Below are 25,924 nucleotides of genomic sequence, written 5' to 3'. Positions count from 1 at the left end.
AGCTCCTTTATTGTTGTGGGCGGGCACTCAGCCCATCAGTTGCGACAGTTGCTGGTCGCGCAGGTCGGCGCTGGCCGCCAGGCCGTCGCGTACTCCGGCGATATCTTCGGCATTGCGGTTCTGGCTGAGCTTGCGCTTGCCTTCCAGGCGCTGGATCGGCAGGGCGAAACCGACAATCGCCTTGAGCATGCCGTCGACATAGTCGGCCGGGGCATTGGCCACCTTCCATGGTTGCGGGCGGCCGGCCTCATGGCGCTCGGTCAGGCCTTCGACCACCTGCAGCAGCCGCTGCGGATCGGTGAACACCTCCGGCTGGCCGTAGGCGTGCACCGCCACGTAGTTCCAGGTCGGCACCACTTTGCCGTGTTCGGCCTTGCTCGGATAGAAGGAGGGACTGACGTAGGCATCTTCGCCCATGAAGATCAGCAGAGCCTCGGCGCCACTGGCCAGCTCGGTGCACTGCGGATTGGCCTTGGCCAGGTGCCCGGAGAGGGTGCCATTGGGACCTGCCGCGGGATCCAGCAGCAGGGGCAGGTGGCTGGCCTGCAGGCCCAGGGCGCCCCAGGTCACCAGGGTCGCCAGACGGCTGCGTTGCATCACCCCGTGCAGGCGGGAAAGGTCTTCATCGACGAAAGCGCGAGGCAGGTACATGGAAAAACTCCTTGGCGAGTGGCTGCATCCTAGGCAGGCTAATGGTTCGTTGTAAGAGCCATCTCTGGTCTATTTCATAGGTCCAATTCCCGGGTGCCCCGCGATGAACAGTGCTTTGCCTCCGCTGTCTTTCAACCCTGCCGGGATCGAGCTGGATCGCCGCCAGGGCCTTAGCCGCCAGCTATACCAGGCCTTGCGTCTGCGGGTGCTGGACGGGCGCCTGGCCAGCGGCACGCGCTTGCCCGCCAGCCGTGACCTGGCGGCGGCGCTGGGGATTTCCCGCAACAGCGTGGTGCGCGCCTATGACCAGCTGTATGCCGAGGGTTTTATCGAAGGGCGGGTCGGTGATGGCACCTACGTGGCCCAGTTGCCGGAAACCCGACTCCCCATCAAAAAACTATCCACAAAAGTATCCACAGGGTTGTCAACAGGCTTACCCACAGCTTTATCCACAAAATCCGTCGAAATAACTGGTGATGCATCCAGTAAAGTTATCCACAGCAGTGGTCTGCAGCGCCTGCAAGAGCACCATTTGAGCACGCCGCCCAGTGGTCCGCCGCGGGCTTTTCGGGTCGGCGTGCCGGCTTTCGATCTGTTCCCGTTCGAGGTCTGGGCCAAGCTGAATGCGGCTTTCTGGCGCAGGCCGAACCTGCACCAGCTGTGCTACGGCGATTCCGCCGGCGATTCACGGCTACGCAGCCTGATCGCCGCTTATCTGCGCAGCGCCCGGGGGCTGCAATGCAGCGCTGAACAAATTGTGATCACCAGTGGCGCGCAACAGGGCATCAGTCTTTGTGCACAGCTGCTGGTGGAGCCCGGCGACGTCGTGGCTGTGGAAAACCCCGGCTATCGAGCGGCCGGTCACGCCTTTGCCGTGGCCGGGGCACAACTGCAGGGCGTGGCGGTGGACCAGGACGGCATCGACTGTCGTCAGCTGGAACAACTGGAGCACTGCCGTCTGGCCTATGTCACCCCGTCCCATCAGTACCCCACCGGGGTGATCATGAGCCTGGCCCGACGCCTGGAGTTGCTGGCCTGGGCCGAGCGCAGCGGTGGCTGGATCGTCGAGGACGACTACGACGGCGAGTACCGCTACAGCGGCGCGCCCCTGGCCCCGCTGGCGGCGCTGGACCGCCAGGGGCGGGTGATCTACGTCGGCACCTTCGGCAAGGTCGCGTTCCCGGCACTGCGCCTGGGCTACCTGGTGTTGCCGCCGGGCCTGGTGCAGGCCTTCGCCCGGCGCCGGGCGGTGGATGTGCGTCATTCCGAAGTCAGCACCCAGGCAGTGATGGCCGAGTTCATGGCCGCCGGGCACTTCCAGCGACATATCCGGCGCATGCGCCGCGCCGCCCTGAGCCGGCGCAACACCTTGCTTGCCGGCTGGCCCGAGACGATCCCGGGCGTCGGACCACTGCCCACGGTGGCCGCCGGGTTGCACCTGACCGTGCGCGTGGACAGCCTGGCCCGGGAGCAGCAACTGCTGGAGCAGGCGGCCAATGTCGATGTCGAGGTCAACGGTCTGAGCAGTTACTGGTTGCCGCAAAGCCCCTTGCCCGAGGATCGGCGGGCCGGACTGGTGCTGGGGTTCGCCGCGGTGCCCGAGGTCGATATCCAGGCGGCCCTGGGCCGCCTGCGCCAGGTCTGGCGGGTTTGACGCCGGCCGGGAGACGCATGGGCGGCTCCCGGCGCAACCGGCAATCAGGTTCCGGACTTGATCTTGGTCCAGGCCCGGGTCCTTGCCCGTTCCGCATCGCGGGGCAACGGTTGCAGGGTGTACAGGGTGCCCATCGCCGCTTCCGTCGGATACAGGTTGGGGTTGTGGCGGATCGAAGGGTCCACCAGTTCGGTGGCGTCCTTGTTCGGGTTGGGATAACCGACAAAGTCGCTGACCGGGGCAATGACCTGGGGTTGCAGCAGGTAGTTGATGAAGGTGTAGGCATCTTCCTGGTTCTTGGCGCCCTTGGGGATCGCCAGCATGTCGAACCAGATCGGCGCGCCTTCCTTGGGCAGGCGCATGTCCACGGTCACGCCGTTCTTGGCTTCCTTGGCGCGGTTGGCGGCCTGGGAGAAGCTCCCCGAGTAGCCCACCGCCACGCAGATGTCGCCATTGGCGATGTCGGCCATGTACTTGGATGAATGGAAGTAGGTGACGTATGGCCGGATTTTCATCAGCAGCGCTTCAGCCTTCTCGTAGTCCGCCGGCTTCTTGCTGTTGGGGTCCAGGCCCAGGTGCTGCAGGGCCAGGGGCAGGATTTCCGATGGCGAGTCGAGCAGGGCCACGCCGCACTGCTTGAGCTTGCTGATGTTCTCTTCCTTGAAGATCAGGTCCCAGCTGTCCACCGGCGCCTTGTCGCCGAGGGCGGCCTTGATCTTGTCCGGGTTGAAGCCGATCAGGATGGTGCCGTACATGTAGGGCACGGCGAATTGGTTGCCCGGGTCGTTGGCCTCGATCAGCTTCATCAGCTTGGGGTCCAGGTGGTTCCAGTTGGGCAGCTTGCTGCGGTCCAGGGGTTGGAACACCCCGGCCTCGATCTGCTTGGCCAGGAACACGTTGGACGGCACCACCACGTCATACCCGGAGTTGCCGGTCAGCAGCTTGGCCTCCAGGGCTTCGTTGGTGTCGAAGATGTCGTAGACCAGTTTCACCTGGCTGTTCTGCGCCTTGAAATCCTCCAGGGCCTTGGGGGTGATGTAGTCGAACCAGTTGTACACCCGCAGGGTGCGCTCTTCGGCGTGGGCGGCGGTGCCCAGCAGGCAGGCGCACAGGGCGGGAACGATAAAGCGTTGGCGTCTTTGCATGATGCGTGTCCCTCACTGGGCGCTTTGAAAACCTTCGAGAACGTTCACGGCGTTGATGCCGATTTCTGCTACCGCGTAACCGCCTTCCATGACGAACAGCGTCGGCTTGCCGAGGGCGGCGATGCGCTTGCCCATGGCCAGGTAATCCGGGCTGTCGAGTTTGAATTGCGAGATCGGGTCGTCCTTGAAAGTGTCCACGCCCAGGGACACCACGATGATGTCGGCGTCATAGCGCTGGATCTGCTTGCAGGCCTGCTCCAGGGCCGTGCTCCACAGGTCCCAGCCGCTGCCGGCGGCCAGTGGGTAGTTGAAGTTGTAGCCTTCGCCCGGGCCTTCGCCGCATTCGTCGGCATAGCCCAGGAAGAACGGGAACTCGGCTTCCGGGTGGCCGTGGATCGAGGTGAAGAGCACGTCGCTGCGCTCGTAGAAGATCGATTGGGTGCCGTTGCCGTGGTGGTAGTCGACGTCGAGGATCGCGACTTTCTTGTGGCCCTGGTCGAGGAACGCCTGGGCGGCGATGGCCGCGTTGTTCAGGTAGCAGTAGCCGCCCATCAGGTCGCTGGCGGCGTGGTGTCCCGGTGGCCGGCACAGGGCGAAGGCACTGTGGGCGCCATTCTGGATATGGGCCTGGGCGGTCAGCGCCACTTGCGCCGCGCTGTAGGCCGCTTGCCAGGTGCCGGCGGTGATCGGCGCGCCGCCATCGAAGCTGTAGTAGCCCAACTGACCATGCAGGCTGGTGGGGATCACGCTGCGCAGGGTGCGTGCCGGCCAGGTGTAGGGCAGCAGGTCGCCGTCGATGCCCTCGGCCGCCCAGCGCTCCCAGGCGCCTTTGAAGAAGTCCAGGTAGGCGCGACTGTGGATGCGCTCGATGGGCTCCAGGCCGAAGTCCTTGGGCGCCTGCACCGGCCCCAGATTCTGATGTTTCACCCGATCCAGCACATGGTCGGCCCGGGACGGCATTTCGAAGCAGGGCATCAGTTGCCCGTCGATGAGTTCACAGCGGCCATGGTGCAGGTGGTGATCGTCCGAGTAGATCGTCAGCATTTTCTTGTTCTCCGTAGGCTGATTCGGTGGCTCACAGTCTTGCGGGGCACGGAGTTTCGGAGAACGGCAGGAGCGGCCAAAAGGGGATCAATCTGGCCAAAGTGTTTGACCGAAATTCGCCCCTTAAAGAGGCGCGGCGCCCCATTGCGGGGCGCCGCGGGTTTCAGCCGGCGGGCGCAGTGGGAACGTAGCGCTGCAGGACCTGGAGCATGTCCTCACGCTTTTTCCGGGCGATGGCTTCCAGCAACAGGGTGTAGCCCTTTTTCTCGCAGTGCTGGCCGACAGTCGGGTCGGCGCCTTTTTCCAGCAGCAGGGTGAACAGCGCCAGGGTGTCCTGCTGGCTGACGTAGGGGGCCTTGGCGTCGGCGGCGGTCTTGTCGGCCACCAGGGTCAGCAGGCTTTCGCCAACGGGCTGGTTGTAGCAGGTGCCGCGGCCGTAGCTCAGGTTGAGGTTGGCGCCGGCCGCTATCAGTTGCCGCACGGCCTCGTAGTTGCTGCCCGAGAACGCTTGGTACAGGGCGGTTTCGCCATCCCTTGCCGTGCGCAGGTCGAGGTTTTGCGGGTACTTCAGCAGCCAGCTGAAGCCTTGCAGGCTGCGTTTGTTCTCGGTCATCTGCATCAGCGGTGTCACGCCCTGGCTGTCCGGCTCGTCGACGGCGACACCGGATTCGATCAGGAACTTCAGGCGTCCGCCCTGGCTCAGGTCGGGGCTGTCGCCCAGATCGCGGCGCATGGCCAGGGTCGCCAGGGTAGTCCAGTTGTACAGGCCGCTGGTGTGGGCGCCGTGTTCAAGCAGCAGCCGGGCGATGTCCAGGCGCGGTGCGTCCAGGGCGTGCAACAGGGCGCTGCGGCCATCGTCGGCCATGACCTCGCCGCTGACGCCACTGGCCAGCAGGCGCTGCACTTCGGCCAGGTCGCCGGCATCCACCGCGTCCACCAGCGGCCAGAACGCCTGGCAGTCCCGGGCGGTGGCGGCGTTCAGGCCCAGGCGCTGCAGCACCCGGGGCGGGATGCTCATCTGGCGTTGCAGGCGCAGGCCGCAATACACCCGATAACCCTCGATGGCCCGGCCCTGGTGGATGTTGTCCAGGGTGCGTTGTTGGTAGATCGCCCAGTCCAGGTCCGCCAGGTTGAGGTAGGTCGGCATCCGCCCTGGGTCGCGGCGCAGCACTTCCTTGAGCCAGGGGCGGGCGGTTTGCAGCTGCCCGGCTTCGCTGCTCCAGTAGGCGATGTCGTTGAGCAGGCCTGGGTATTCGCGGCGCTCGGTGGCGATGCTGCGAACGTCATGGACGGCGAAGAAGTCCTCCACCTGGCGGATGCCCGGCCGTTTGTCCTTGGCGCTGCGCAGTTGCTCGTGCAGCGCGCGGAACTCCTTCCAGACGCTCTCCGGGGACGGCGCCGACGCATAGGCGTTGAGGGTGATCGGCCCCTTGCCCTGGGTGAAGGGACGGAACCAGCGGGGAAACGCCTGCAGGGCCTGCAACCATTGCTGCCCGGTGTCCTCGCTGATCGGTTGCAGCGGGGTGAACGTCATCTGGCTCAGGTCCTGGCGGTGACTGATGGCCAACAGCGGGTGCTGCGGGTCGCGCTGGTCGATCAGCAGGTAGCGTTGGCTGAGTTGCCAGTCCGAGGGCGTCGAACAGTCGAAGTCCAGGGGCGTCAGGGTCAGCCCCGTGTCCAGCTCATTGCTCGGTGGCCAGTGGTCGCTGACCCGCAGCGAGGTGTCCGTGGGCGCGCAGGCCCTTAGCTCTTCTGGGCTGAACAGGGCAATGGGTGGCGACTTGTACACCCGCTGCTGGTACTTCAGGTCCTGGTAGGCGTTGAGGTAGAACAGCCCGCGGTACTGGCTCAGGACGATTCGCGCCGGCACCTGCGCCAGGCCCGGCACGGGGAACGGCTTGATCTGCAGGGTGGCGGTTTCCGGGTAGTCGAGAACGAAGGAGCGGGCCATGCCCGACCATTTGATCCCGGCCAGGTCCAGGTCGAAGGCCTGGACGGCGGGTGCGCCTGTCAGCACTAGCAGCGCCAGGCCCAACCCGTGCAGGCCGAGGCGCCGGGCGGTGTCTGAGAATAGCTTCAACGTTGCAGTCCCTTGCCGATAGAAAGCCCGGCAATGTAATGCAATCGGCGCCGTTGTGCCGGGCTTTGTTGCAGGGGCGCAGCGGGCTCGGCGCCACGCCTCAAAGGCGGAACGCCGTCGCCGGCGGTGGCGGCGCAAAGCCTTGCAGCACCTTGAGCATGTCGTCGCGCTTGCGCCGGGCCATGATCTCCAGCAGCCAGGTGTAGCCGTTGTTCTTGCAGTAGCGGCCGACGTTGGGATCGGCGCCTTTTTCCAGCAGCAGGGTGAACATGTCCAGGCTCTGTTGCTGGCTGACCCAGGGATTGATGACCTCGGGCGAGCCCTGTTCGGCGACGATCATCAGCAGGCTTTGGCGACTCGGCTGCTGTTCGCAAACGTAGCGGCCATAGCTCAGGTTGAGGTTGGCGCCGGCCTCTATCAGTGCTCTGGCAGCGGCGTAGTTGCCGCCCCTGAGCGCCAGAAACAGCGCGGTTTCGCCGTCTGGCCCGCTGCGCTTGTCGAGGTCCTGGGGATGTTGCAGCAACCAGTTGAAGCGCTCGATGTCGTCGCGTTCCTTGGCCATGGCCTGCAGCACGGTGCCGCCCTGGACATCCTGTTCATCGATGGCGGCGCCGGCCTGCAGGAGGAAGTTCAGGCGCTTGGCCTGGCTCAGGTCCGGGTTGTCCTTGAGGTCGCGGCGCATGGCCAGGAACACCTGGGTGCGGCCGTTGTACTGGCCCTGGGGGCGGGCGCCATGGGCCAGCAACAGCCGGGCGAGCTCCAGGTCGGGCTTATCCAGCGCGTGCAACAGCGCCGGGCGCCCATCGGCGGCGATGACGTCGCCGCGCAGGCCACTTTGCAGCAGGCGCCGGACTTCGTCCGCGTCACCCTGGTCCACCGCCGTCACCAGCGGCCAGGCGCTTTGGCAGGCTAGTTCGCTGGGTGTCTCCAGGCCCAGGCGCTGGGTGACCCTGGCGGGCACCCCGAGCTGGCGTTGCAGGCGCAGCCCGCAGTACCGCCGATAGTTCTCCAGGGCCCGGCCCAGGTGCCTGGAGTCTCCCGGCTGCTGCTCGTACAGGCGCCAGTCCAGGTCAGCCAGGTTGAGGTAGGTCGGCATGCGTCCCGGGTCGCGGCGCAGTACATAGGCCAGCCAGGGCCGGGCGCTCTGCAAGCGGCCAGCCTCGGTAGCCCAATAGGCGATGTCGTTGAGCAGGCCGGGGTAGCTACTGCGCTCGGCGGCGATAGCGCGAAAGTCATGGCGGGTGAAGAAGGCTTCCACCCGGACGATGCCCGGCGCCTTGTCCTTGGCGTCGCGCAGTTGCGCGTGCAACTGGCGGAACTGGGCCCAGACCTGCTCCGCGCCGGGCTCCGGCGCATAGGGCTTGACGCTCAGCTGGCCGGTGCTGGGGTCAAAGGGCTCCAGCAGTTTTGGGTATTTTTGCAGGGCCTGTTGCCATTGCTGCTGCAGCTCGGGGCTGATCGGTTGCTGCGGGATGAAGTCGATCCGTGCCTCGCCCTGGCGCTGACCGATGGCCAGCAATGGCCGCTGGGGATCGCGGCTGTCCACCAGCAGGTAGCGATTGCTGAGCGGCCAGCCCGGGCTCTGGCAGTCGAAACTCAGTTTGGTCAGGCTCAGGGCGGCTTCCAGCTGCTTGCTCGACGGCCAGTTGTCCGTAACCTCAACGGGGCGCTGCTCGGGCACGCAGGCCTGTAGCGCCTGGTCATCGAACATCGCCAGTGCTGGCGACTTGTAGACCCGCCGCTGGTACTGCGCGTCTTCATAGGCGTTGAGATAGAACAGCCCGTGGTACTGGCTGAGGATCAACCGGGCCGGAGCCTGGGCCAGTCCGGGCAGGGGAAAGGGTTCGAGTTGCAGCGTGGCGGTTTCCGGATCGTCCAGAAGGATGCTGCTCTGCAATTCCCACCAGCGGATCTTGGACAGCTCGAAAGCCTGGGCGAGGGGGATGCCAGCCAGCAGCACCAGCGTCAGACAGAGCCCGCGAATGCCGATGCGCCGGGCGATGGCGTTGGTGAATGGATTCAAGCTTGCAGTCCCTTGCCGGTTTCGAAGGTCGGCAATGTAATGCAATCCGCAGCTTTATGCCGGGGTTTGTCTCAGGGCCGGAACTGGCTCGGCGCCACGCCGCTCCAGCGGATGAAGGCATGGCGAAAGCTCGCGGTTTCGCTGAAGCCCAGGGCCTCGGCAATGCGGTAGATGGGCATCTGGTCTTCGCAGAGCATCTGCTTGGCCCGCTCGAAGCGCAGCTCGTCCAGCAGTTCCTGATAGCTGCAACCCAGGTCGCGCAGATGGCGGCGCAGGGTCCGGGCCGAGCAGTTCATCTGTTCCGCCAGCCCCTCCAGCCCTGGCGCGGCGTCCAGTTGCGCCGCCAGCAACTGGCGGATGCGCCCGAGCCAGGCCTGGCGCCCGGTGAACTCGGTGTTCTGCTTGCGACAGCGCTCGGCCATGGCCTGGTGGGTAATGGCATCCGCCAGGGGCAGGGGTTGTTCGAGCCAGTGCTGGTCGAAGGCGAAGGCACTGCTGCGGGCATTGAATTGCAGCGGGCAGTCGAAGGGTTCGCCGTAGCGTTGTTGATAGTCCGGTGCCGGGTAGTTGAAGCGCGCTCCCAACAGCGGCAGCGGGTGGCCCAGCAAGTCGTCGCAGATGACCTTCAGCGACACCAGGCAGAACTCGGTATTGAACGCCGCCAGGGCCGGATTTTCGCGGTAGCCGGCGGCGGTGAACCAGATGCGCGGGCCGTCGGCTTCCAGGCTCAGCTCGAAAAGTGTTCCCAACAGCGCCGGATAGCGCATGGCCAGGCGCAAAGCGTCACCTAAGGTGGCACTGGTGAGCAGCGCATAGCCGAGCATGCCGTAGGACGAAACGTGCATGCGCCGGCCCAGTTCCAGGCCGATATCCCGTTGCAGGGCCACGGCGTTGGCGCACACCAGCATTTCCTGATTGGTGGTGATGCGAGTGTCGGCGCGGCTCAGGTCGGCGGGGTTTATCCCGCTGCCGGCCAGCAGCGCATCGCCGTCCTGCCCCTGCTCCTTGAAGGTGTCGAGCACCAGGGAAACGGCATTGAGGGTGGTGAGGTGCGAATGCAGCATGCGCAGATTCCAGCCAGGGAAAGACCCTTGACCGGAGCAAGTTGCATGCCGCCCTGCATCTGCAGGTGCCGGAGCTGGTTGTAGGAGCTGGCTTGCCAGCGAAGAGGCCCTCAAGACCGCCTTCGCCGGCAAGCCGGCTCCTACAGAGTGTTCAGGCCAGCTCGCCGCACAGATCCAGTTCCACCAGGCGCCGTACTTCGCTGATTTCCAGCCCGGCGCCGAGCAGCGCGTTGAGCTTGCCGAACGCCGCTTCGCGAGTCATGCCACCACCGGACAGCACACCCACGCCGCGCAGGCGGCTGCCGGCTTCGTAGATGTCCAGCTCCACACCGCCTTCATGGCACTGAGTCACGGCGACCACCACGATCCCGCGCTCATGGGCGCGCTTGAGGCTGGCGAGGAACGCCGGGTTGTCGCTGGGGCCGGTGCCGCTGCCGAAGCATTCCAGCACCAGGGCCTGGATACCGCTGTCGAGCACGCCGTCCAGCAGCTCGGCGCCGATGCCGGGGAACAGCGGCAGCACGCCGACCTTGGCCAGTTGCCTGGCCTGGCGGTATTCCAGCGCCGCGGGAAGCGCTTCGGCTTTGGCGCCGCCGCCATTGCGTCGCAGGGCGGCGAATGGATGGCGGCCAAAACTGCGAATTTTCGCGCAGCGGGTCGGGGCCAGCAGTTCGCCGTGGAAGTACAGGTGCACCCCCGGTGCCAGGCCCTGGCCCAGGGCCAACAGGGCGCCACTGAGGTTTTCCCAGGCGTCGCTGTCGGGCACGCCGGCCGGCAGCATCGAGCCGGTGAACACCACCGGCGCCGGCAGGCCCAGCAGTTGGAAGCTCATGGCGGCGGCGCTGTAGGCCAGGGTGTCGGTGCCGTGGAGGATCAGCACGCTGTCGCAGCCCTGGTCCACGGCCTCGACCACCGCTGCACGCAGGCGCTGCCAGTAGTCGGGGGTCATGTTGGCGCTGTCGATCAGCGGCGCCATCTCGCGAAAGCGCCACGCCGGCACCCGCAGATCGGGCTGGCTGTCGAGGTAGGCGCGCATCCGCACGTCGAAACCCGACGCCGGCGCCAGGCCGTCGGCGCTGGCCTGCATGCCGATGGTGCCGCCGGTGTAGAGCACCATGACGTGCTGGGCGGCAGGGTAGGTCGAAGGGGTCATGGGATTCTCCGAAACGGTGGGTTCCTGTGGGAGCGGGCAGGCCCGCTCGCACATTTATCGCACTGTAAACCACGGGCGCAGAGGATGCGCCCGTGGTTCACCCGTCAGCGTTGCGCTGCGGGCACGCCTTGCGGCTCGGCCTGGGTGGCCGCCGAAGCTTCGGCAGGCCAGGCCTTCAGGTCCAGGTCCAGATCGGCGAATTTGCGCGAGTCGAACACCGGCTGGTCGACGCCGGCGCGGCGCTGCTCGTCGTAGTCGCGCATCACTCGCAGGCCGACCTTGAACAGCATGGCCAGGGCCATCAGGTTGACGAAGGCCAGGCAGGTCATGGTGATGTCGGCGAAGGCGAACACGGTCGACAGGTCCTGCATCGAACCCCACACCACCAGCGCCAGCACCAGGCCACGGAACAGCATCAGCACGATACGGTTGCGGGTCAGGAACTGCAGGCTGTTTTCGCCCAGGTAGTAGTTGTAGAGGATGCAGGTGAAGACGAACAGCGACAGCGCGACGCTGACGAACAGGCGACCCCAGTCACCGACCACGGCGGCCAGCGAGTTCTGGGTCAGGACGATGCCGTCGCCTTCAAAACCCGGGGTGTAGAAGCCCGACAGCAGGATCAGCAGCGCGGTGCAGGTGCAGATCACGAAGGTGTCGAGGAACACGCTGAAGGCCTGGACCACGCCCTGGGCGCCCGGGTGCTTCACGGCGGCCACGGCGGCCACGTTCGGCGCACTGCCCAGGCCCGCTTCGTTGGCGAACACGCCACGCTTCACGCCCATGACGATGGCGCTGCCGAGCAGGCCGCCGAAGGCCGGATCGAGGCCGAAGGCGCTCTTGAAGATAGTCTCCAGCATGGCAGGCACGTGTTCGATCTGGGTGCCGATCACGTACAGGGTCACGCCGATGTAGGCCAGGGTCTTGACCGGGACCAGCAGGTCGGACACTGCGGCGATGCGCTTGATGCCACCGATGAAGGTAATGGCCAGCAGTGCCGCCAGGACGATGCCGGTGTGTTTCGGATCGAAGGCAAAGGCGTTCTGCAGCGAATGGGTCACGGTGTAGGACTGCAGGCCGATGAAGGCGAAGCCGTAGGTGACCAGCAGCAGGATCGAGAAGACTACCGCCATGCCTTTGAGCTTCAGGCCGTGCTGGATGTAGTAGGCCGGGCCGCCGCGGTACAGGCCGTCGCCGTCGGCGCGCTTGTAGACCTGGGCCAGGGTGCACTCGAAGAAGCTGCTGGACATGCCGACCAGTGCGGTCACCCACATCCAGAACACTGCGCCCGGGCCACCCAGGGTCACGGCGATGCCGACGCCGGCGATGTTGCCCGCGCCCACCCGGCCGGCGAGGCTGAGCATCAGCGCCTGGAACGAGCTGAGCTGGCCAGCGTTGCCTTTCAGGCTATCGCGGAACACCGCGAACATATGGAGGAAGTGGCGCAATTGGACGAAACGCGAGCGGATCGTGAAGTAGCTGCCGAGCCCGACGATGAGCACGATCAGTACTTTCCCTGAGAGGAAGTCGTTGATGACTTCGAGCATGGATTATTCCTCGCTGTTTTTTGTGTAGGCAAAAGCGGAACGGACGGAAACATTCAGTTACACCGCTGATTGCACGCACGGCAGAGCGGTGGGGCGAGTGTTCGTCCCGGTTCTATCTTTCGCGGGTTGTTATTAGTTCGGGTTTCCCGTGGGGCGAGCCTCGTTACCGACGGCTGTCCACGTGAAGAGGGGGCGCACTATACCGGTGCGCGGGCTCGCCGTCTGCATGTTGCGTGTCGAGCCGAGGAACGGCAGTGCCGGCGGCGGGCTGAAACGGTTCTTGTCACGCCCTGCAACACCCCGCGAACAGGGGCCCCAAGGGGCCCGCATCAGCCCCGTGATACCGTTGCCAACCGTAGGAGCTGGCTTGCCAGCGAAGGGGCCCGCTTGAGCGGCGCCCGTCTTGAGGGCTGGTTCGCCGGCAAGCCGGCTCCTGCGGGATTACAGCCAGAATTCCTCTCGGCGTTCTTGAAAGTCCTGCAGTTCACCTTGCTCCAGTAATTGCCGGATCCACGGCCCCAGCAGATCCAGCGAGCTGTCCAGGGGCGTGGGCCGCTGCCAGCGCAGCGGCACCTGGGCGAAGCTTTGCTGGTTGGCGCTGACCTGTTCGAGGATCTGCCGGTCCTGCTTGAGGATCACCTTGAACAAAGGCTGCAGCACGCCGCGCTTGAGCCAGCCCGGCAGGCGGCCCCGGGCCGTGGCGATGCGCGCGAACAGCTGCAGTTGGCTCTCGGCGGCCGGGCTCAGCCAGGCGCTGACCAGCAGGTTGAGCCGGCCCTGGCGGTCGCGGTATTCGATTTCCGCCAGCCCCGGCAGGCGGAAGCGGCCCATGCTGAGGCCGCGTTCACCCTCGAACAGCCGCGAAATCAGCCCGGATTGGGTGCCTTCTTCGCTGTACTGCGCTTCAACCCCGTCATCCAGCTGATGCACCCAGGCGCGAATGCGCTGGCGCTGGCGGTCGTGGCGAATCCAGCCCGCGTGCACGAAATGGGTGTGGAAGCCGTCGAGGAAGTTCTCCGCAGCGTCCTGCAAGCTGCATTGCACCCGGTCGCTGATCCAGAACACATCCAGCGCCTGGGCCTGCTCGGCGGCGGCCACCGGTGGCGTATTGGGCCGCTCGCGGGCCAGGCTGGCCCACACCAGCCCCTGGGCTTCGCAGCTGTGCAGGGGTTGCAGCAACGGCTGGCTGCAACGCTGCTGCGCCTGGCCGGGCAACTGGGTGCAGCGGCCCTGGGGGTCGAAGCGCCAGCCGTGATAGGGGCACTGGATCTGCCCGTCCCGAACCCGCCCGGCGCTCAGTGGCGCGAAGCGATGGGGGCAGCGGTCCGGCAATACGGCGGGGGCGCCGTTGGCGTCGCGGAACAGCACCAGCGGCACGCCGTGCAGGGTGCAGGCCAAAGGTTGCTTGCGCAGCTGTCGGCTCAGGGCGACGGGCCACCAGCCCGAGTGACTGTTCACAGTTTGAGCTTCCTCATCAGCGGTACGCCTATCCGTTGCAACAGCAGGCCCATCAGTTGCCACACCAGCCTGCGCGGCCAGGGCAGGTGGGCGACGTGAATCAGGCTGTATTCAATCTCGGGCTGGCCACCGCGCAGGCGCTTGAAGGCCGCCGCGCCGGAGCTGAAGTTGAGCACCTGCCGCCGGTCCGCCGCTTCTTGCAGGCACAGCCTGGTCAGTTGCCGGTACAGCCCGGCGCGCTGGGGCAGGGCGGTGTCGTAACCGACGATGGGCGTGCTGATCAGGCTGCTGTTGGCGAACCAGCCCAGGGCACCGTCGATGCGCCCCTCGGCGTTGCGCAGGGCGCGCACCTCCAGCCAGCCTTCGGTCTGCCCGCGTTGCAGCCATTGGGCGCTGTAGTGGGGGTTGAGGCGGCTGTATTTATCCAGGTACAGCAGGTTGTACAACTGCTCGATGCGCTGGAAATCGGCCTCGTTCAACTCGCTACCGGGCACCACCGTATACGGGCTGCGGCGCAGCAGGGTGGCGTCCAGGCGGGTGTTGTGGTGGCGCAGGAAGGCGGACTTCTCGCCCTCGCGGCCGTCGAACAGGTACACCTGGCGGCTGGGAATCGCCAGGTAGCCCAGGGCTTGCAGGCGCTTGCGCAGCTCGTGGTTGCTGAAGTCGTTGAGCGAGCGAAAGCCGAAGCCGTGGTCGGGAAACTGTCGGCGCAGCAGTTCGGTGATGGCCGGCAAATCCGCGCCGTCCCAGTCGGGTGGGTAGAGGTTGGTGGACAGCAGCCAGTTGTTGACCTGCACCAGCCGGTCGACCTTGGCCGCGCTCAGCAGCCGGTCCACGCCCTGAGTCAGCAGCTTCAGCGGCCAGGCCAGCCAGGGCCGTTTCAGGCGTTGCAGTTCTTCCCGGGCGTAGCCGCTGTAGGCGGTTTGCGGCGACACCACGTAGCAGTTATCCACCGGGTCGTGGCCGTGGTTGATGCTTACCGGGAACTGCTGCGCGCCGGTGTCCAGCAGGGCCAGGGCGGTGCTGACATTGCCGATCAGCGCGCCGCCGGCGCAGGTGCGCACGTAACGCCGGGCGTGGCTGTCGTCGGCGCTCGGCGCTTGCTGGGCAAGCTGTTCGGGCATCAGCAGCTTCACCGGCGCGGTGCTCCCAGGGGCTGGCCGTTCCACTCGATGTCGGCGGTGGAGGCGGCCAGCAGCCCGCAGCGGCGGGTCAGGGCGCGGCCGATGATCTCGCCCAGGCTCAGCAGCTGGGCAGTCAGCGGGCCGCGATCGCCGTCCTGCACTATCACGTCCCGGGCTTGTTGGTAGTCGTGCCAGAACGTGCGGCTCAAGGCCCGTTGCGGCGCCGCCAGAAGCAGCATGGCCAGGGCGATCATCCGGGGTTCCAGGGTCGCTTGCAGCGTCTCGCTGGCTTCGCTGCCGAGCGCCGCCACTAGTTGCAGCCGCTGGTCGTCGAACAGGTGCACGCCGCTGGTGGCCCTGGGGTTGCACTCCAGCACATGGAAGCGGCCTTGCTGGTCCTCGATAAAGTCAAAACCCACTTGCCCGGTGTAGCCGGTGGCCCGGCCGAACTGTTCCAAAAAGGCGCGGACCGGCGCCGGGGCTCCGCTGTGGAAGTAGATCCCCGAGCCGCGCCCGACCCGGTAGCGCGGCTGGTAGCTGCTGTGGGCGCGCAACTGGCCGTCCACCAGCACGCTGAAACTGCAATGTTCCTGGCCGGGGACAAACTGCTGGGCCACCCAGGGCGCCTCGGCGCTGGGCCGGACCTTGGCCAGTTGCGCCGGGCTCGGGCGGATCAGGGTCTGGGAGGCGAAGCGCGAATAGGCCGGCTTGAACACCAGGGCGTCGTGCTCGGCCGCCAGAGCCTGCACCCCGGCCGGGTCGTGCAGCACCTGGGTCGGTGGCGTGGCCACATCCCAGCCTTGGGTCATGGCGGCGAAATCGCCCTTGTGGTGCAGGCGGTGCAGCAACTCGAAGTCGCTGGTGAACACCCGGCACAAAGGTCGTAGGCGCTCAAGGCCGTGGGCCAGGTAGAACACCTCTTCACAGGTGGGCAGCAGCAGGTCGATGGCCTGTTGGCGGATCACCCCGGCCAGGGCTTCGATCCAGGCGTCCGGGTCGTGGCGCGGCTCCGGCAGGCGCACGAAGTGCCGGGCGGCGCGGCTGAAGCGGCTCAGGGGTTGGGCCAGGGAATCGGCCACGGTCACCGTCCAGCCGGCTTGGCTAAAGGCCCGGGCCCACTCCAGGCAGGCCGGGGCGCGGGCGCCGAGAATCAGTACATGCATGGCAGTCCCTCGGGCAGTTGCAGCATCAGCAGGCGGCGTCTCTTGGTCTGTGGCGGCGGCGCTTGCCAGTGGCCGAAGCTCAGGCTCGGCGGCGCTAGCGTCTGTTGTGCACACAGCTCGGCCAGTGCCTCGCGCAAACGCTGGCACAGCTGGTGGTAGTCGCCCGAGGCGCGCAGGTTGATCTGCCAGAGCAGGCCGCGCTGGTGAATCTCGTACTCTTCAAGCGCTGCGCCGAGCATCAGCAGGGCTCGGCGCAATAGGTCGGGGTAGAGCGGTCCCAGCGTCTGGCCGTGGAGCCGGGGCAGCCAGAGAATCTCGTCGGCGCGGCCTTCCACGGCGGCGATGGCCCGCTCTGCGCGGCCACAGGGGCAGGGCGCCTCGGCCACCCGCAGGATGTCATTGAGGCGATAACGCACGATCAACTGCGTACGCCGGGAAAAGTCGGTGATGATCGGCTGAAAGCGCGAGCGTTGCGGGTCCAGCCACTGCGGCTCGATGTGCAGGTGGCTTTCGTTCAGGTGCAGGGTGCCGGCCTCGCAGCTGTAGCCGAGAAAGCCTTCGCTGGCCTGATAGATCTGCCGGGGCTGGCGCCCGAAGGCTTGCCGGACCAGCTCGGCGTCAGTGCTTTCCAGCACTTCGGCCACCGACAGAATGTGTTGCGGGCGGATCGTCAACTGCCCGGCCAGGGCCGCCTGGGCCAGCCCGCGCAGCACTGTGGCCGGCGCCACCAGCACGTCCGGTTGCTGCTGGTTCAGGTGCTCCAGGGATGCGCCCAGCCCCAGGGTCAGGTCATGAAAGGCAAAGTCGATGCGGCGGCTGGCCAGGGTGGTGTACAGACGGCTATTGGCCCGCAGGAAGAAGGCGATGCGCAGCGGCGCCAGCCACGGGCACAGTAGCCGCGGCAGCAAGGCCCGGGGCAGGGTCCGCGCCAGCAGGATGCCGGCCCAGCGCTGGCGCTCCACGCTACTGACCAGGAATACCCCCTGGGCCCCCGAGGTGCCGCTGGACAGGCCCACGGTGATGTCGCCCAGGGTCGGGCTGAAGTCCCGTGACTGTTCCGCTTCAAGGGCCACCGGCAACACCTGCTCCAGGCTCAGGGCGCGGGTGTTGAAGCCGGCGAAATCGCTCATCAGCGCTGCCTTGTCCATGATCGGCAGGCTCTGCAGGCCGCCGTGGGGCAGCCCTTTGAAGCGCTGCCCACGGGGCATGACCTTGGCCATGAAGTGCCGCAGGCGCCGGGCCTGCCAGGCTTCCAGGCGCTCGCGGCGGCGAAAGCGCAGCACGTAGCGACTGAACACGAAGGCGCCGATGCTGCGCAGGGTGCCCAGCAGGCGTTCACTGTTCATTGGCGAACGCCTCCCAGGCCTGGGTGCAATGGGACGGCAGCACCGCCACCGCTGGCTCGCGGCGGATCAACTGGCCCAGGCCGCGATAGGTACGCACGTACTGCTGGCGGTCGGCGCTGGCCAGCCACAGCGCCGGGGCGGCGGGCAGGCGCTCGGCGCGGCAGGCCGGCACCGACCAGCAGGCGTCGGCCACCAGGAACACCGGCCGGCCCTGGGCGTCGGGGATGAACAGGCCCAGCTGGCCTTCACTGTGCCCCGGCAGCGGCACGCCGATCAGGCTGCCATCGCCGAACAGGTCCAGGCCTTGCTCGAAGGGCGCCATCCAGTCCGGCAGGGCGCAGCTGGGGCTGGCGTCGGCCAGGCGCAGGCGGGCGCTGAAGTCGTCCGGCAGCAAGCCCGGCAAATGGCCGCAGAGGGTGGCGCGCCAACGCTGGCCGCGCAGGCTTTCTATATGCCGGTAATCGGCTTGCAGGGCAATGAAGCGCGCATTGGCAAAATCCCGCAGCCCGGCGATGTGATCGGCGTGGAAGTGGGAAATGATCACCTGGCGGATATCCCCCGGCCCGATGCCCAGCTCATGCAACTGCGCGCCCAACTGTTCCACCACCGGCAGTTGCACCGGCACCGCGCTGCGGTACAGGCGCTCGGGCAGGGTGCGGGTGGCCTGGAAGAAGTGCTCGGCGTAGCCGGTGTCGTACAGAATCCAGCCGTGCTCTGGGTGCTGGATCAGCCCGCACAGCGCCGGAAACTGCACCGGCGCCAGGCGCCCGCCACGGTCGGCCATGCATTCCAGGTGCTGGCACCAGCCGGCCCGGAGGATCTTCAAGCGCACGCTGCGGCTCATGGTCGTTGCCTCAGTTGGTCCCGCCACCATTGGGCGTGCTGGAGGATGCCCTGTTCCTGGCTGATCACCGGGCGGTAGCCCAGCTCGCGCTGGATGGCGCTGATGTCCAGGGTCTGGCTGAAGGCCAGGACGCCGGCGCCGTAGCGGGTGATCAAGGGTTCGGCGCCGCTGCCCAGGCGCGCCTTGAGTTCCAGCAGGTGCGCCACGCCATGCACCAGGGGCCAGGGCAGGCGGCGGGTGCGCAGCGGCAGCTGGAAGTGCTCGGCCAGCTGTTGCAACAGATCCCGGAAGGCCAGGGGCGTGGCGTTGCTCAGGTTGTAGACGCACAGCGGGCGCGGCAGGGGCTGGGTCAGGGCCAGCCATACGGCGTGCACCAGATTGTCGACGCAGGTCAGGTCCAGCTGGGCCCGGCCGCCGCGCATCAGCGGAATCGACCCGCGTTGCATCACCCGCAGCAGGCGCGGCATCAGGGTTGCGTCCCAGGGGCCGAACACCGCCCGGGGCCGCAGGATCACGCACTCGGGCAGGCCCGCCGCGCCCAGCAGGGTTTCGGCCTGGGCCTTGCTGCGCGCGTAGTCGTTCACCGGCGGCGGCAGCGGCTGGTCTTCGCGGATACCCAGGCGGTCGCTGAAGTCGAAATACAGGCTCGGGGTGGAGATATGCACCAAGCGCGGGATGCGGTTCTTGTCGCAGGCGTGGATCACCTCGGCGGTGGAGTCGAGGTTGGCCCGGGCAAAGGCCTGGGGCGAACCCCAGGGCGAGGACAGCGCGGCGCAATGCACGATGGCGTCATGCTCCTGGCTGGCATCGGCCAGCTGGCGCTTGGCCAATGGGCTGCCGTGCTCCAGGGGCAGCCAGTGCACCGGCGCCGGGCTGTGGGCAATCACCTCGGCCGCCGCCTCGGGGTTGCGTCCGCTGAACTGCACTTGGCAGCCTTCGGCGGCCAGCTTCCACACCAGATGCCGTCCGATAAAACCGGTGCCACCGGTGACCAGGATTTTCATCAGAACTCCAGGATCATGCCGCCGAGGGACAGGCCCGCGCCGGTGCCGATCAGCAGCAGGGTCTGCCCGCGTTGAATGCGCCCGTCGCGCACCGCGATGTCCAGGGCGGTGGGCAGCGAGGCCGCCACCTGATTGCCGTGCCGGGCAAAGATATCGATGACTTTGTCCGGCCCCAGGCTCAGGCGCTTGGCTGCGTGCTGCATGGCCTGCTGGCTGGCTTGATGGGGGATGACCCAGTCGATATCCCCCAGTGTCAGCCCGGCTTGCTGCAGCAAATCGTCCAGCAGCTCGGGCAGGTGCTTGGCGGCGAGACGGAACACGCCCTTGCCCTGCATGGCGAAGCTGGTCAGGGGCTCGAACGGCACCTGGATGCGCCGCGGATGAAAGCGTGAACCGCCGGCGGGGATCTGGCACAGCGCCGCGCCTTCGGCGTAGGTCTTCAGGCGCGAGGCGAGGAGCTTCTGCCCGCCATGGCCCGGGCCCAGCACCACCGCCGCCGCGCCGTCGCCGAAGATGCCGCAGACTTCCACCTGCTGCCAGTCCAGGCCGCAGGAGGCGATGTCGGCGCACACCAGCAGCACGCGCCGGTAATGCCCGGCCTGGATCGGCCAGGACAGGGTATCCAGGGCGGCAATAACGCCCAGGCAGCTGGCGTTGATGTCCATGGCCGGGATGCCCGACTGGCCCAGGCCCAGCTCCCGTTGCAGCAGCGCGGCGTTGCAGGGCATGCCCTGGTCCTGGGTGCCGCTGGCGCAGACGATCAGGTCCAGCTGATCCAGCGCCAGGCCGGCCGCGTGCAGGGCTTGGCGCGCGGCGCTGGCGCCGAGGCTGGCGGCGGTGTCTGCGGGGGCGGCGACGTGGCGTTGCTGCACTCCGCTGATGCGCGCCACGCTGCCGGATTCCAGGCCCAGTTGATGGTCCAGCTCGGCACTGGTGACCACCCGCTGTGGCAGGGCGTGGCCGGTGCCGAGGATGGCTAGCGCGCGGGCGGTGCGCGGGGAGGACGCTGATGTGTGCATGCAAATTCCGTTTGTGGGGCTCGGGGTGAGGTGATCAGTTGGCGCTCGGCGCCACCGGGCACTTGCTCAGAAAGGCTTGCAGCCCTTGCTGATATTCCTCGGCGTCCATCAGTTCACTGTGTTTGGCGATGCGCCAGGCCTGGCCCTTGCGCTGCATCTGGGCATCGGCCAGATCGTAGAAACTGGCTGCTTCGCGCAGGTACACGATCTGCTCCCAGGTCAGGCTGTTCCTGGCTCGGGGAGCTTTGCTCAGGGTCAAGCCCTGGTCGTCGAAGCTCAGGTGGTAAGTGCCCTCGGCAGCCTTCAGGCGTGCCCGCAGGCGAGCTTCGATCAGCCGCTGATTCAGCCCCCGCAGCGGTTTGCGCTGGCGGGTGCGGGCTTGCAGGCGTTGGATCAGGCGCCCGGAAAAGCGCCACCAGAGCGGGATGAAGATCAGCGCGCAGAGCACCAGGGCGATGATCTTTTCCGGGGTGAAGCGCCGCTCGGGAAAATACAGCGCCAGGGGCGCGACGATCAGGCACAGCAGCAGGATCAGCGGGCCGAGCAGGCGCCCCTGCCAGCGCGAGGTGGCGCTGGCGATCCGCGTCTGCAACTGGTCCTGCTCAAGCAGCGCCTGGGGCAGGGTTTCGGCAAGTCGGGCTTCGGTGTGGGCCGGGGTGAGGCGGTACTGCAATTCCATGGCGGCTGAATCCGAGGTCCGTGTTCGGTGAGGGCGGCAGTTTACCGATTTCTGCTGTGCGGGGAGCAGCGGCTCGTTGCTCAGGCGGGAAACTGCTCTATATGCCGCTCCACCCACTGGTGCAGACAGTCAGCGAGCGGCTGCCGCTGCTGCTGGAAGTGGTCCTGGCAGCGATTGAACAGCGGGTCCTGATTGATGCGCATGGCCAGTTCGACGGGGGTTTCGCTTTCGGCATGGGCGGCCCGCAGTTGTTGCTGGCGTTGGTCGGCCTGTTCCAAGGTTTCCGCCAGGGCCTCCAGCTGCAGGTGGCGCAATTGGGCGACGGCCTGGGGCAGATGAAAGTGCAGGGCGCTGTCGAAGCCTTCCCAGCCCTCGAAGGCCAGCCATTCGTGCAGGATCATGAAGCAGCGCGGTGCCGGTGCCAGTTGCTCCAGCGCTGCAAAGTCCAGCCAGTACTGGCGCGGCAGTTGCTCGGCGGTTTCGATGGCTTGGGCGATCAGGTCCAGGGCCTGGCCCGGGTCCCGGTGGTGCTTGCGCAGGATGCGCTGGGTCAGGGTGAAGCGCGCTTCATCTATAGCGTGCAGGGTGCGGTTCAGGTCGTAACCGGCGGCGTGCAGTTGTTCCCGGGCTTGTTCGGGGGACAGGCCGGATTTGTCTACCAGCACTTGCAGCAGCTCGGTTTTGTACAACTCGGCGGCGTGCTGCGGATCGCCTGCACAGCGCTCGAGCAGGGCCTGGGCGTGGCGCAGGCCAACCGGAATCAGGGCGCGTAGCTGTTGCAGGGCCTGGGTGGGCGTCGGGTCCATCGACTGCGGTGCCTCGGGGATGGCGGATGTTGGGGAGGGGCGATTATCCACTGCGGGCCATGGATTGTGCTTGTTTAAAACGAGGCCCCGACGTTGTTCGCAAGACCTGTAGGAGCCGGCTTGCCGGCGAAAGCGTCAGCTGGGAGGTCGGTGAAGGCAGGGCGGGCCTCTTCGCTGGCGAGCCAGCTCCTACGGGGATGTACGGGGTTTGGGGTTGTAGGAGCCGGCTTGCCGGCGAAAGCGTCAGCTGGGAGGTCGGTGAAGGCAGGGCTGGCCTCTTCGCTGGCGAGCCAGCTCCTACCGGGATGTACGGGGTTTGGGGTTGTAGGAGCCGGCTTGCCGGCGAAAGCGTCGGCCGGGATGTCGGTGAAGGCAGGGTGGGCCTCTTCGCTGGCAAGCCAGCTCCTACGGGGATGTACGGGGTTTGGGGTTGTAGGAGCCGGCTTGCCGGCGAAAGCGTCGGCCGGGATGCCGGTGAAGTCAGGGCGGGCCTCTTCGCTGGCAAGCCAGCTCCTACGGGGCGGTGGTTAGGCGGGGCCGGGGCGGGCGCCGTCGAGCAGGGCGTCCACTACGGCGCGGGCCATTTCAACCGAATGCACCATGGACCAGATCAGTCCACGTTCAATGCCGCTGGCTCGTTCGGTGATTTCATCGGACACCTCTTCGGCGCATTTGAGCAGCAAGGAAACGTGCATCAGGGCGTCTTCGGCATTTACCTGGGGTTGCACGGCGAACAGCGGGCGGCCCTGGGCATCGCGCAGGCCGAAGGGGCGATGGCGGGTGCCGTGCAAGGCGGACAGCAGGTTGGCGTTGGCGCGGTCCAGCTCCGGGTCGCGGCGCGGACGATCGGTGGGCAAGGGTGGATCGGGGACGAGCTTTTTCATGACGGTCACTCACTCAGTAGTTAACGGACTGCCGAGCTCACTTCCACATGAGGGGTGGCAGTTGTGCGAGGGTGTGGAAGACCGGGACTGAGTAACCCAGCACACCCGAAGGTGTCCCGCGCACAACCGCCATAAAGCGATGCCAACGAAAATACGTCGAGCCATGCTCATGAGCGCTCATGCTTACTCAGGTCCGAACTTCCACATCCGGGCCGCTGATTTTGCAGCGGCACCGGGAGACTGCCTGATCGTTCGAAGGGGTACAAGGCGCTCAAAGGCGTGGGGGATTCTCTCGGATTTGCCCTACAAAACAAAGAGATTCTGCTTCGTTGCGGGGCGGCATCGCCTGACAAAGTCTGCTTTTCTCCAGGCAAAAAAAAGGGCCTGGAGACGTATCTCCAAGCCCTCAAAAGGTGAGAGGTGTCTAGTCCCTCAACCTGGTGAGCGGTGTTGCGTGTTTCGGTGTCGCGATGGTTACGCCTTCAGCGGAACCAGGCGCGGGGCAATCATGTTTTCCGGACGCAGGATGTCGTCGAGCATGGCGTCGTCCAGCAGGCCTTCTTCGCGCACCAGTTCCAGTACGCCGCGGCCGCTTTCGAGGGCGATGCGGGCGATACGGGTGGCGTTTTCATAGCCGATGTACGGGTTCAGCGCGGTGACCAGGCCGATGGAGTGCTCCACCAGTTCGCGGCAACGGGCTTCGTTGGCGGTGATGCCGGTGATGCAGTGCTCGCGCAGCATGTCCATGGCGCGTTGCAGCAGGCGGATCGAGTCGAAGATCTTGAAGGCGATCAACGGCTCCATCACGTTCAGTTGCAGCTGGCCGCCTTCGGCCGCGATGGTCAGGGCCAGGTCGTTGCCGATGATCTGGAACGCCACTTGGTTGACCGCTTCCGGAATCACCGGGTTGACCTTGCCAGGCATGATCGAGCTGCCGGGCTGACGCGCTGGCAGGTTGATTTCGTTGATGCCGGTGCGTGGGCCGCTGGACAGCAGGCGCAGGTCGTTGCAGATCTTCGACAGCTTGACCGCGGTGCGCTTGAGCATGCCGGAGAACAGCACGAAGGCGCCCATGTCGGAGGTGGCTTCGATCAGGTCGGCGGCTGGTACCAGCGGCTGGCCGCTGATGGTGGCCAGGCGTTGTACGGCCAGGGCCTGGTAGCGCGGGTCGGCGTTGATGCCGGTGCCGATGGCGGTGCCGCCCAGGTTGACTTCGGTCAGCACTTCCGGCGCCAGGGTCTTCAGGCGAGCCAGGTCTTCGCTCAGGGTGGTGGCGAAGGCCTTGAATTCCTGGCCGAGGGTCATCGGTACGGCGTCTTGCAGCTGGGTACGGCCCATTTTCAGGACGTGGCTGAATTCTTCACCCTTGGCGGCGAACGACTGGATCAGGCTGTCGAGGCTGGCCAGCAGGGCGTCGTGACCCAGCAGCAGACCCAGGCGGATCGCGGTCGGGTAGGCGTCGTTGGTGGACTGCGCCATGTTCACGTCGTTGTTCGGGTGCAGGTACTGGTATTCGCCCTTGCTGTGGCCCATGGCCTCCAGCGCGATGTTGGCGATGACTTCGTTGGCATTCATGTTGGTCGAAGTGCCAGCGCCGCCTTGAATCATGTCCACCACGAACTCTTCGTGGAAGTCGCCACGGATCAGGCGGGCACAGGCCTCGCTGATGGCGGCATGCTTGGCTTCGCTCAGATGACCCAGTTCGCGGTTGGCGTCAGCAGCTGCCTGCTTGACCATTGCCAGGGCCACGACCAGTTTTGGGTAGTGCGAAATCGGAACGCCGGAGAGGCGGAAGTTGTTCACCGCTCGCAGGGTCTGGATGCCGTAATACGCTTGAGCCGGTACTTCGAGTACGCCAAGCAGGTCTTTTTCTGTGCGGAAAGATGCAGCGGAGGACATGACGGAGATCATCTCGGTAGGGACCCGGTCTGTGCCGGGAACGCTGCGAATCCTAGGCCGAAGGGAATTTTTGGGCCAATGCTGTTAAACACTGGGCTATGCATATTCGGCATAATGCCGGTGTGACGCCGGGTTGCCGGCGAGCGTGTGACCTAAAATGGTGCGTGTCCGGGAGGACGTGATGAATCTGGAAAGCAAATGGCTTGAGGACTTCAGTGCCCTGGCCGCCACCCGCAGTTTTTCCCAGGCTGCCGAGCGACGTTTCGTGACCCAGCCGGCCTTCAGCCGGCGCATCCGCAGCCTGGAAGCGGCCCTGGGCCTGACCCTGGTCAACCGCTCGCGCACGCCGGTGGAACTGACGGCGGCGGGGCAGTTGTTCCTGGTCACCGCGCGGACCGTGGTCGAACAGCTCGGCGAGGTGGTGCGTCACCTGCATCATCTGGAAGGCGGTCAGGGCGAGGTGATGCAGGTGGCGGCGGCCCACTCCCTGGCGCTGGGTTTCTTCCCGCGCTGGATCGCGCAACTGCGCAACGAAGGGCTGAACATCGCCACGCGGCTGGTGGCCACCAACGTTGGCGACGCGGTGCACGCCCTGCGTGAAGGCGGCTGCGACCTGATGCTGGCCTTCTATGACCCGGACGCGGCCCTGCAGATGGACTCGGAAATCTTCCCCTCGCTGCACCTGGGGCACACCGAGATGCTGCCGGTGTGCGCCGCCAACCCCCAGGGCAAGCCGCTGTTCGACCTGGAAGGGGAATCCAGCGTGCCGCTGCTGGCTTACAGCGCTGGGGCCTTTCTCGGGCGTTCGGTGAATCTGCTGCTGCGCCAGCGCAACCTGCGTTTCACCACGGTTTATGAAACCGCCATGGCCGACAGCCTCAAGAGCATGGCCCTGGAAGGGCTGGGCATTGCCTGGGTGCCGCAGTTGAGCGTGCGCGCCGAGCTGGCTCGGGGCGAGCTGGTGGTATGCGGCGGCGCCCAATGGCATGTACCGCTGGAGATTCGCCTGTACCGCTGTGCCCTGGTGCGCAAGGCCAACGTGCGCTTGCTCTGGCGCAAGCTGGAAGGCGCCGCCGCGCAAGCCGCGGCCGTGTAGGTGCTGGCTGGGCTGGCCTCTTCGCTGGCGAGCCAGCTCCTACAGATAGGCGCAGGCTCTTTTGTAGGAGCCGGCTTGCCGGCGAAGGCGTCGGTCGGGCTGACGGTGATCGCCGGGCTGGCCTCTTCGCTGGCGAGCCAGCTCCTACAGATAGGCGCAGGCTCTTTTGTAGGAGCCGGCTTGCCGGCGAAAGCGTCGGCCGGGCTGGCGCTGATCGTCGGGCTGGCCTCTTCGCTGGCAAGCC

21 protein-coding genes are annotated in these 25,924 nt (G+C 66.4%); 2 read left to right on the top strand and 19 right to left on the bottom strand.

The genetic code is table 11. The annotated features are described in order from the left end of the window. Positions 1-27: 27 nt before the first annotated feature. Positions 28-651 (bottom strand): FMN-binding negative transcriptional regulator, encoded by a 624-nt coding sequence (locus tag BLV47_RS22855; RefSeq protein ID WP_092317830.1) that lies wholly within the window; start codon positions 649-651, stop codon positions 28-30. 103 nt (positions 652-754) lie between these two features. On the opposite strand from BLV47_RS22855, the gene pdxR reads away from it, so the two are divergent. Beyond that, complete coding sequence (gene pdxR / locus BLV47_RS22850; protein ID WP_092317827.1) at positions 755-2,305, top strand: MocR-like pyridoxine biosynthesis transcription factor PdxR; 1,551 nt, start codon at positions 755-757, stop codon at positions 2,303-2,305. Between the two features lie 44 nt (positions 2,306-2,349). Here the strand turns inward: pdxR and BLV47_RS22845 are convergent, their stop codons facing one another. The 18 genes from BLV47_RS22845 to aspA all read right to left on the bottom strand — a co-directional run bounded on the left by BLV47_RS22845 (position 2,350) and on the right by aspA (position 24,584). Continuing rightward, positions 2,350-3,450, bottom strand: a complete 1,101-nt coding sequence (locus BLV47_RS22845; protein WP_092317824.1) for a polyamine ABC transporter substrate-binding protein — start codon at positions 3,448-3,450, stop codon at positions 2,350-2,352. 12 nt (positions 3,451-3,462) lie between these two features. Next, positions 3,463-4,494: a histone deacetylase family protein gene (locus BLV47_RS22840; RefSeq protein ID WP_092317821.1), complete on the bottom strand. Its 1,032-nt coding sequence runs from the start codon at positions 4,492-4,494 to the stop codon at positions 3,463-3,465. Positions 4,495-4,657: 163 nt separating this feature from the next. Next, positions 4,658-6,574: an ankyrin repeat domain-containing protein gene (locus tag BLV47_RS22835; RefSeq protein ID WP_092317818.1), complete on the bottom strand. Its 1,917-nt coding sequence runs from the start codon at positions 6,572-6,574 to the stop codon at positions 4,658-4,660. Between the two features lie 100 nt (positions 6,575-6,674). Continuing rightward, positions 6,675-8,597 carry an ankyrin repeat domain-containing protein gene (locus BLV47_RS22830; RefSeq protein WP_244168947.1) on the bottom strand — a complete coding sequence of 641 codons (1,923 nt, stop codon included), beginning with the start codon at positions 8,595-8,597 and terminating at the stop codon, positions 6,675-6,677. 71 nt (positions 8,598-8,668) lie between these two features. Continuing rightward, positions 8,669-9,661: an AraC family transcriptional regulator gene (locus tag BLV47_RS22825; RefSeq protein ID WP_092317815.1), complete on the bottom strand. Its 993-nt coding sequence runs from the start codon at positions 9,659-9,661 to the stop codon at positions 8,669-8,671. A 151-nt stretch (positions 9,662-9,812) separates the two neighbouring features. Next, positions 9,813-10,814 (bottom strand): asparaginase, encoded by a 1,002-nt coding sequence (locus tag BLV47_RS22820; RefSeq protein ID WP_092317812.1) that lies wholly within the window; start codon positions 10,812-10,814, stop codon positions 9,813-9,815. A 104-nt stretch (positions 10,815-10,918) separates the two neighbouring features. After that, complete coding sequence (locus BLV47_RS22815) at positions 10,919-12,358, bottom strand: alanine/glycine:cation symporter family protein (protein ID WP_092317808.1); 1,440 nt, start codon at positions 12,356-12,358, stop codon at positions 10,919-10,921. Between the two features lie 441 nt (positions 12,359-12,799). Beyond that, complete coding sequence (locus BLV47_RS22810) at positions 12,800-13,816, bottom strand: aromatic ring-hydroxylating oxygenase subunit alpha (RefSeq protein WP_092317805.1); 1,017 nt, start codon at positions 13,814-13,816, stop codon at positions 12,800-12,802. Beyond that, positions 13,813-14,940, bottom strand: a complete 1,128-nt coding sequence (locus BLV47_RS22805; protein WP_244168946.1) for a hypothetical protein — start codon at positions 14,938-14,940, stop codon at positions 13,813-13,815. The genes BLV47_RS22810 and BLV47_RS22805 overlap by 4 nt, the downstream gene beginning before the upstream one ends. A gap of 8 nt (positions 14,941-14,948) precedes the next feature. Further along, positions 14,949-16,103 carry an ATP-grasp domain-containing protein gene (locus tag BLV47_RS22800; protein ID WP_092317799.1) on the bottom strand — a complete coding sequence of 385 codons (1,155 nt, stop codon included), beginning with the start codon at positions 16,101-16,103 and terminating at the stop codon, positions 14,949-14,951. After that, positions 16,091-17,449 carry a F390 synthetase-related protein gene (locus BLV47_RS22795; RefSeq protein WP_092317796.1) on the bottom strand — a complete coding sequence of 453 codons (1,359 nt, stop codon included), beginning with the start codon at positions 17,447-17,449 and terminating at the stop codon, positions 16,091-16,093. The genes BLV47_RS22800 and BLV47_RS22795 overlap by 13 nt, the downstream gene beginning before the upstream one ends. Then, positions 17,439-18,293, bottom strand: coding sequence for an MBL fold metallo-hydrolase (locus tag BLV47_RS22790; RefSeq protein WP_092317793.1), 855 nt, complete (start codon positions 18,291-18,293; stop codon positions 17,439-17,441). The genes BLV47_RS22795 and BLV47_RS22790 overlap by 11 nt, the downstream gene beginning before the upstream one ends. Beyond that, entirely contained in the window at positions 18,290-19,297 is a 1,008-nt protein-coding gene (locus tag BLV47_RS22785) for an NAD-dependent epimerase/dehydratase family protein (protein ID WP_092317790.1), read from the bottom strand. The genes BLV47_RS22790 and BLV47_RS22785 overlap by 4 nt, the downstream gene beginning before the upstream one ends. Next, a complete protein-coding gene (locus BLV47_RS22780; RefSeq protein ID WP_092317787.1) occupies positions 19,297-20,316 on the bottom strand; it encodes a beta-ketoacyl-ACP synthase 3 in 1,020 nt (339 codons plus the stop codon). The genes BLV47_RS22785 and BLV47_RS22780 overlap by 1 nt, the downstream gene beginning before the upstream one ends. Positions 20,317-20,350: 34 nt before the next feature. Then, positions 20,351-20,995, bottom strand: coding sequence for a hypothetical protein (locus BLV47_RS22775; RefSeq protein WP_092317784.1), 645 nt, complete (start codon positions 20,993-20,995; stop codon positions 20,351-20,353). 80 nt (positions 20,996-21,075) lie between these two features. Further along, positions 21,076-21,852, bottom strand: coding sequence for a hypothetical protein (locus BLV47_RS22770; RefSeq protein ID WP_244168945.1), 777 nt, complete (start codon positions 21,850-21,852; stop codon positions 21,076-21,078). Positions 21,853-22,328: 476 nt separating this feature from the next. After that, on the bottom strand, positions 22,329-22,685 hold the full coding sequence (locus BLV47_RS22765) for a DUF6124 family protein (RefSeq protein ID WP_092317778.1): 357 nt from the start codon (positions 22,683-22,685) through the stop codon (positions 22,329-22,331). Positions 22,686-23,159: 474 nt separating this feature from the next. Continuing rightward, positions 23,160-24,584, bottom strand: coding sequence for an aspartate ammonia-lyase (gene aspA, locus BLV47_RS22760; RefSeq protein ID WP_016967058.1), 1,425 nt, complete (start codon positions 24,582-24,584; stop codon positions 23,160-23,162). Positions 24,585-24,765: 181 nt separating this feature from the next. On the opposite strand from aspA, the gene BLV47_RS22755 reads away from it, so the two are divergent. Continuing rightward, on the top strand, positions 24,766-25,680 hold the full coding sequence (locus tag BLV47_RS22755; protein WP_167365709.1) for a LysR substrate-binding domain-containing protein: 915 nt from the start codon (positions 24,766-24,768) through the stop codon (positions 25,678-25,680). Positions 25,681-25,924: the final 244 nt, after the last annotated feature.

The sequence above is a fragment of the Pseudomonas saponiphila genome (assembly GCF_900105185.1).
In the GTDB taxonomy this organism is placed as follows: Bacteria; Pseudomonadota; Gammaproteobacteria; order Pseudomonadales; family Pseudomonadaceae; genus Aquipseudomonas; species Aquipseudomonas saponiphila.
This window is presented reverse-complemented; position numbering and strand designations above follow the sequence as displayed.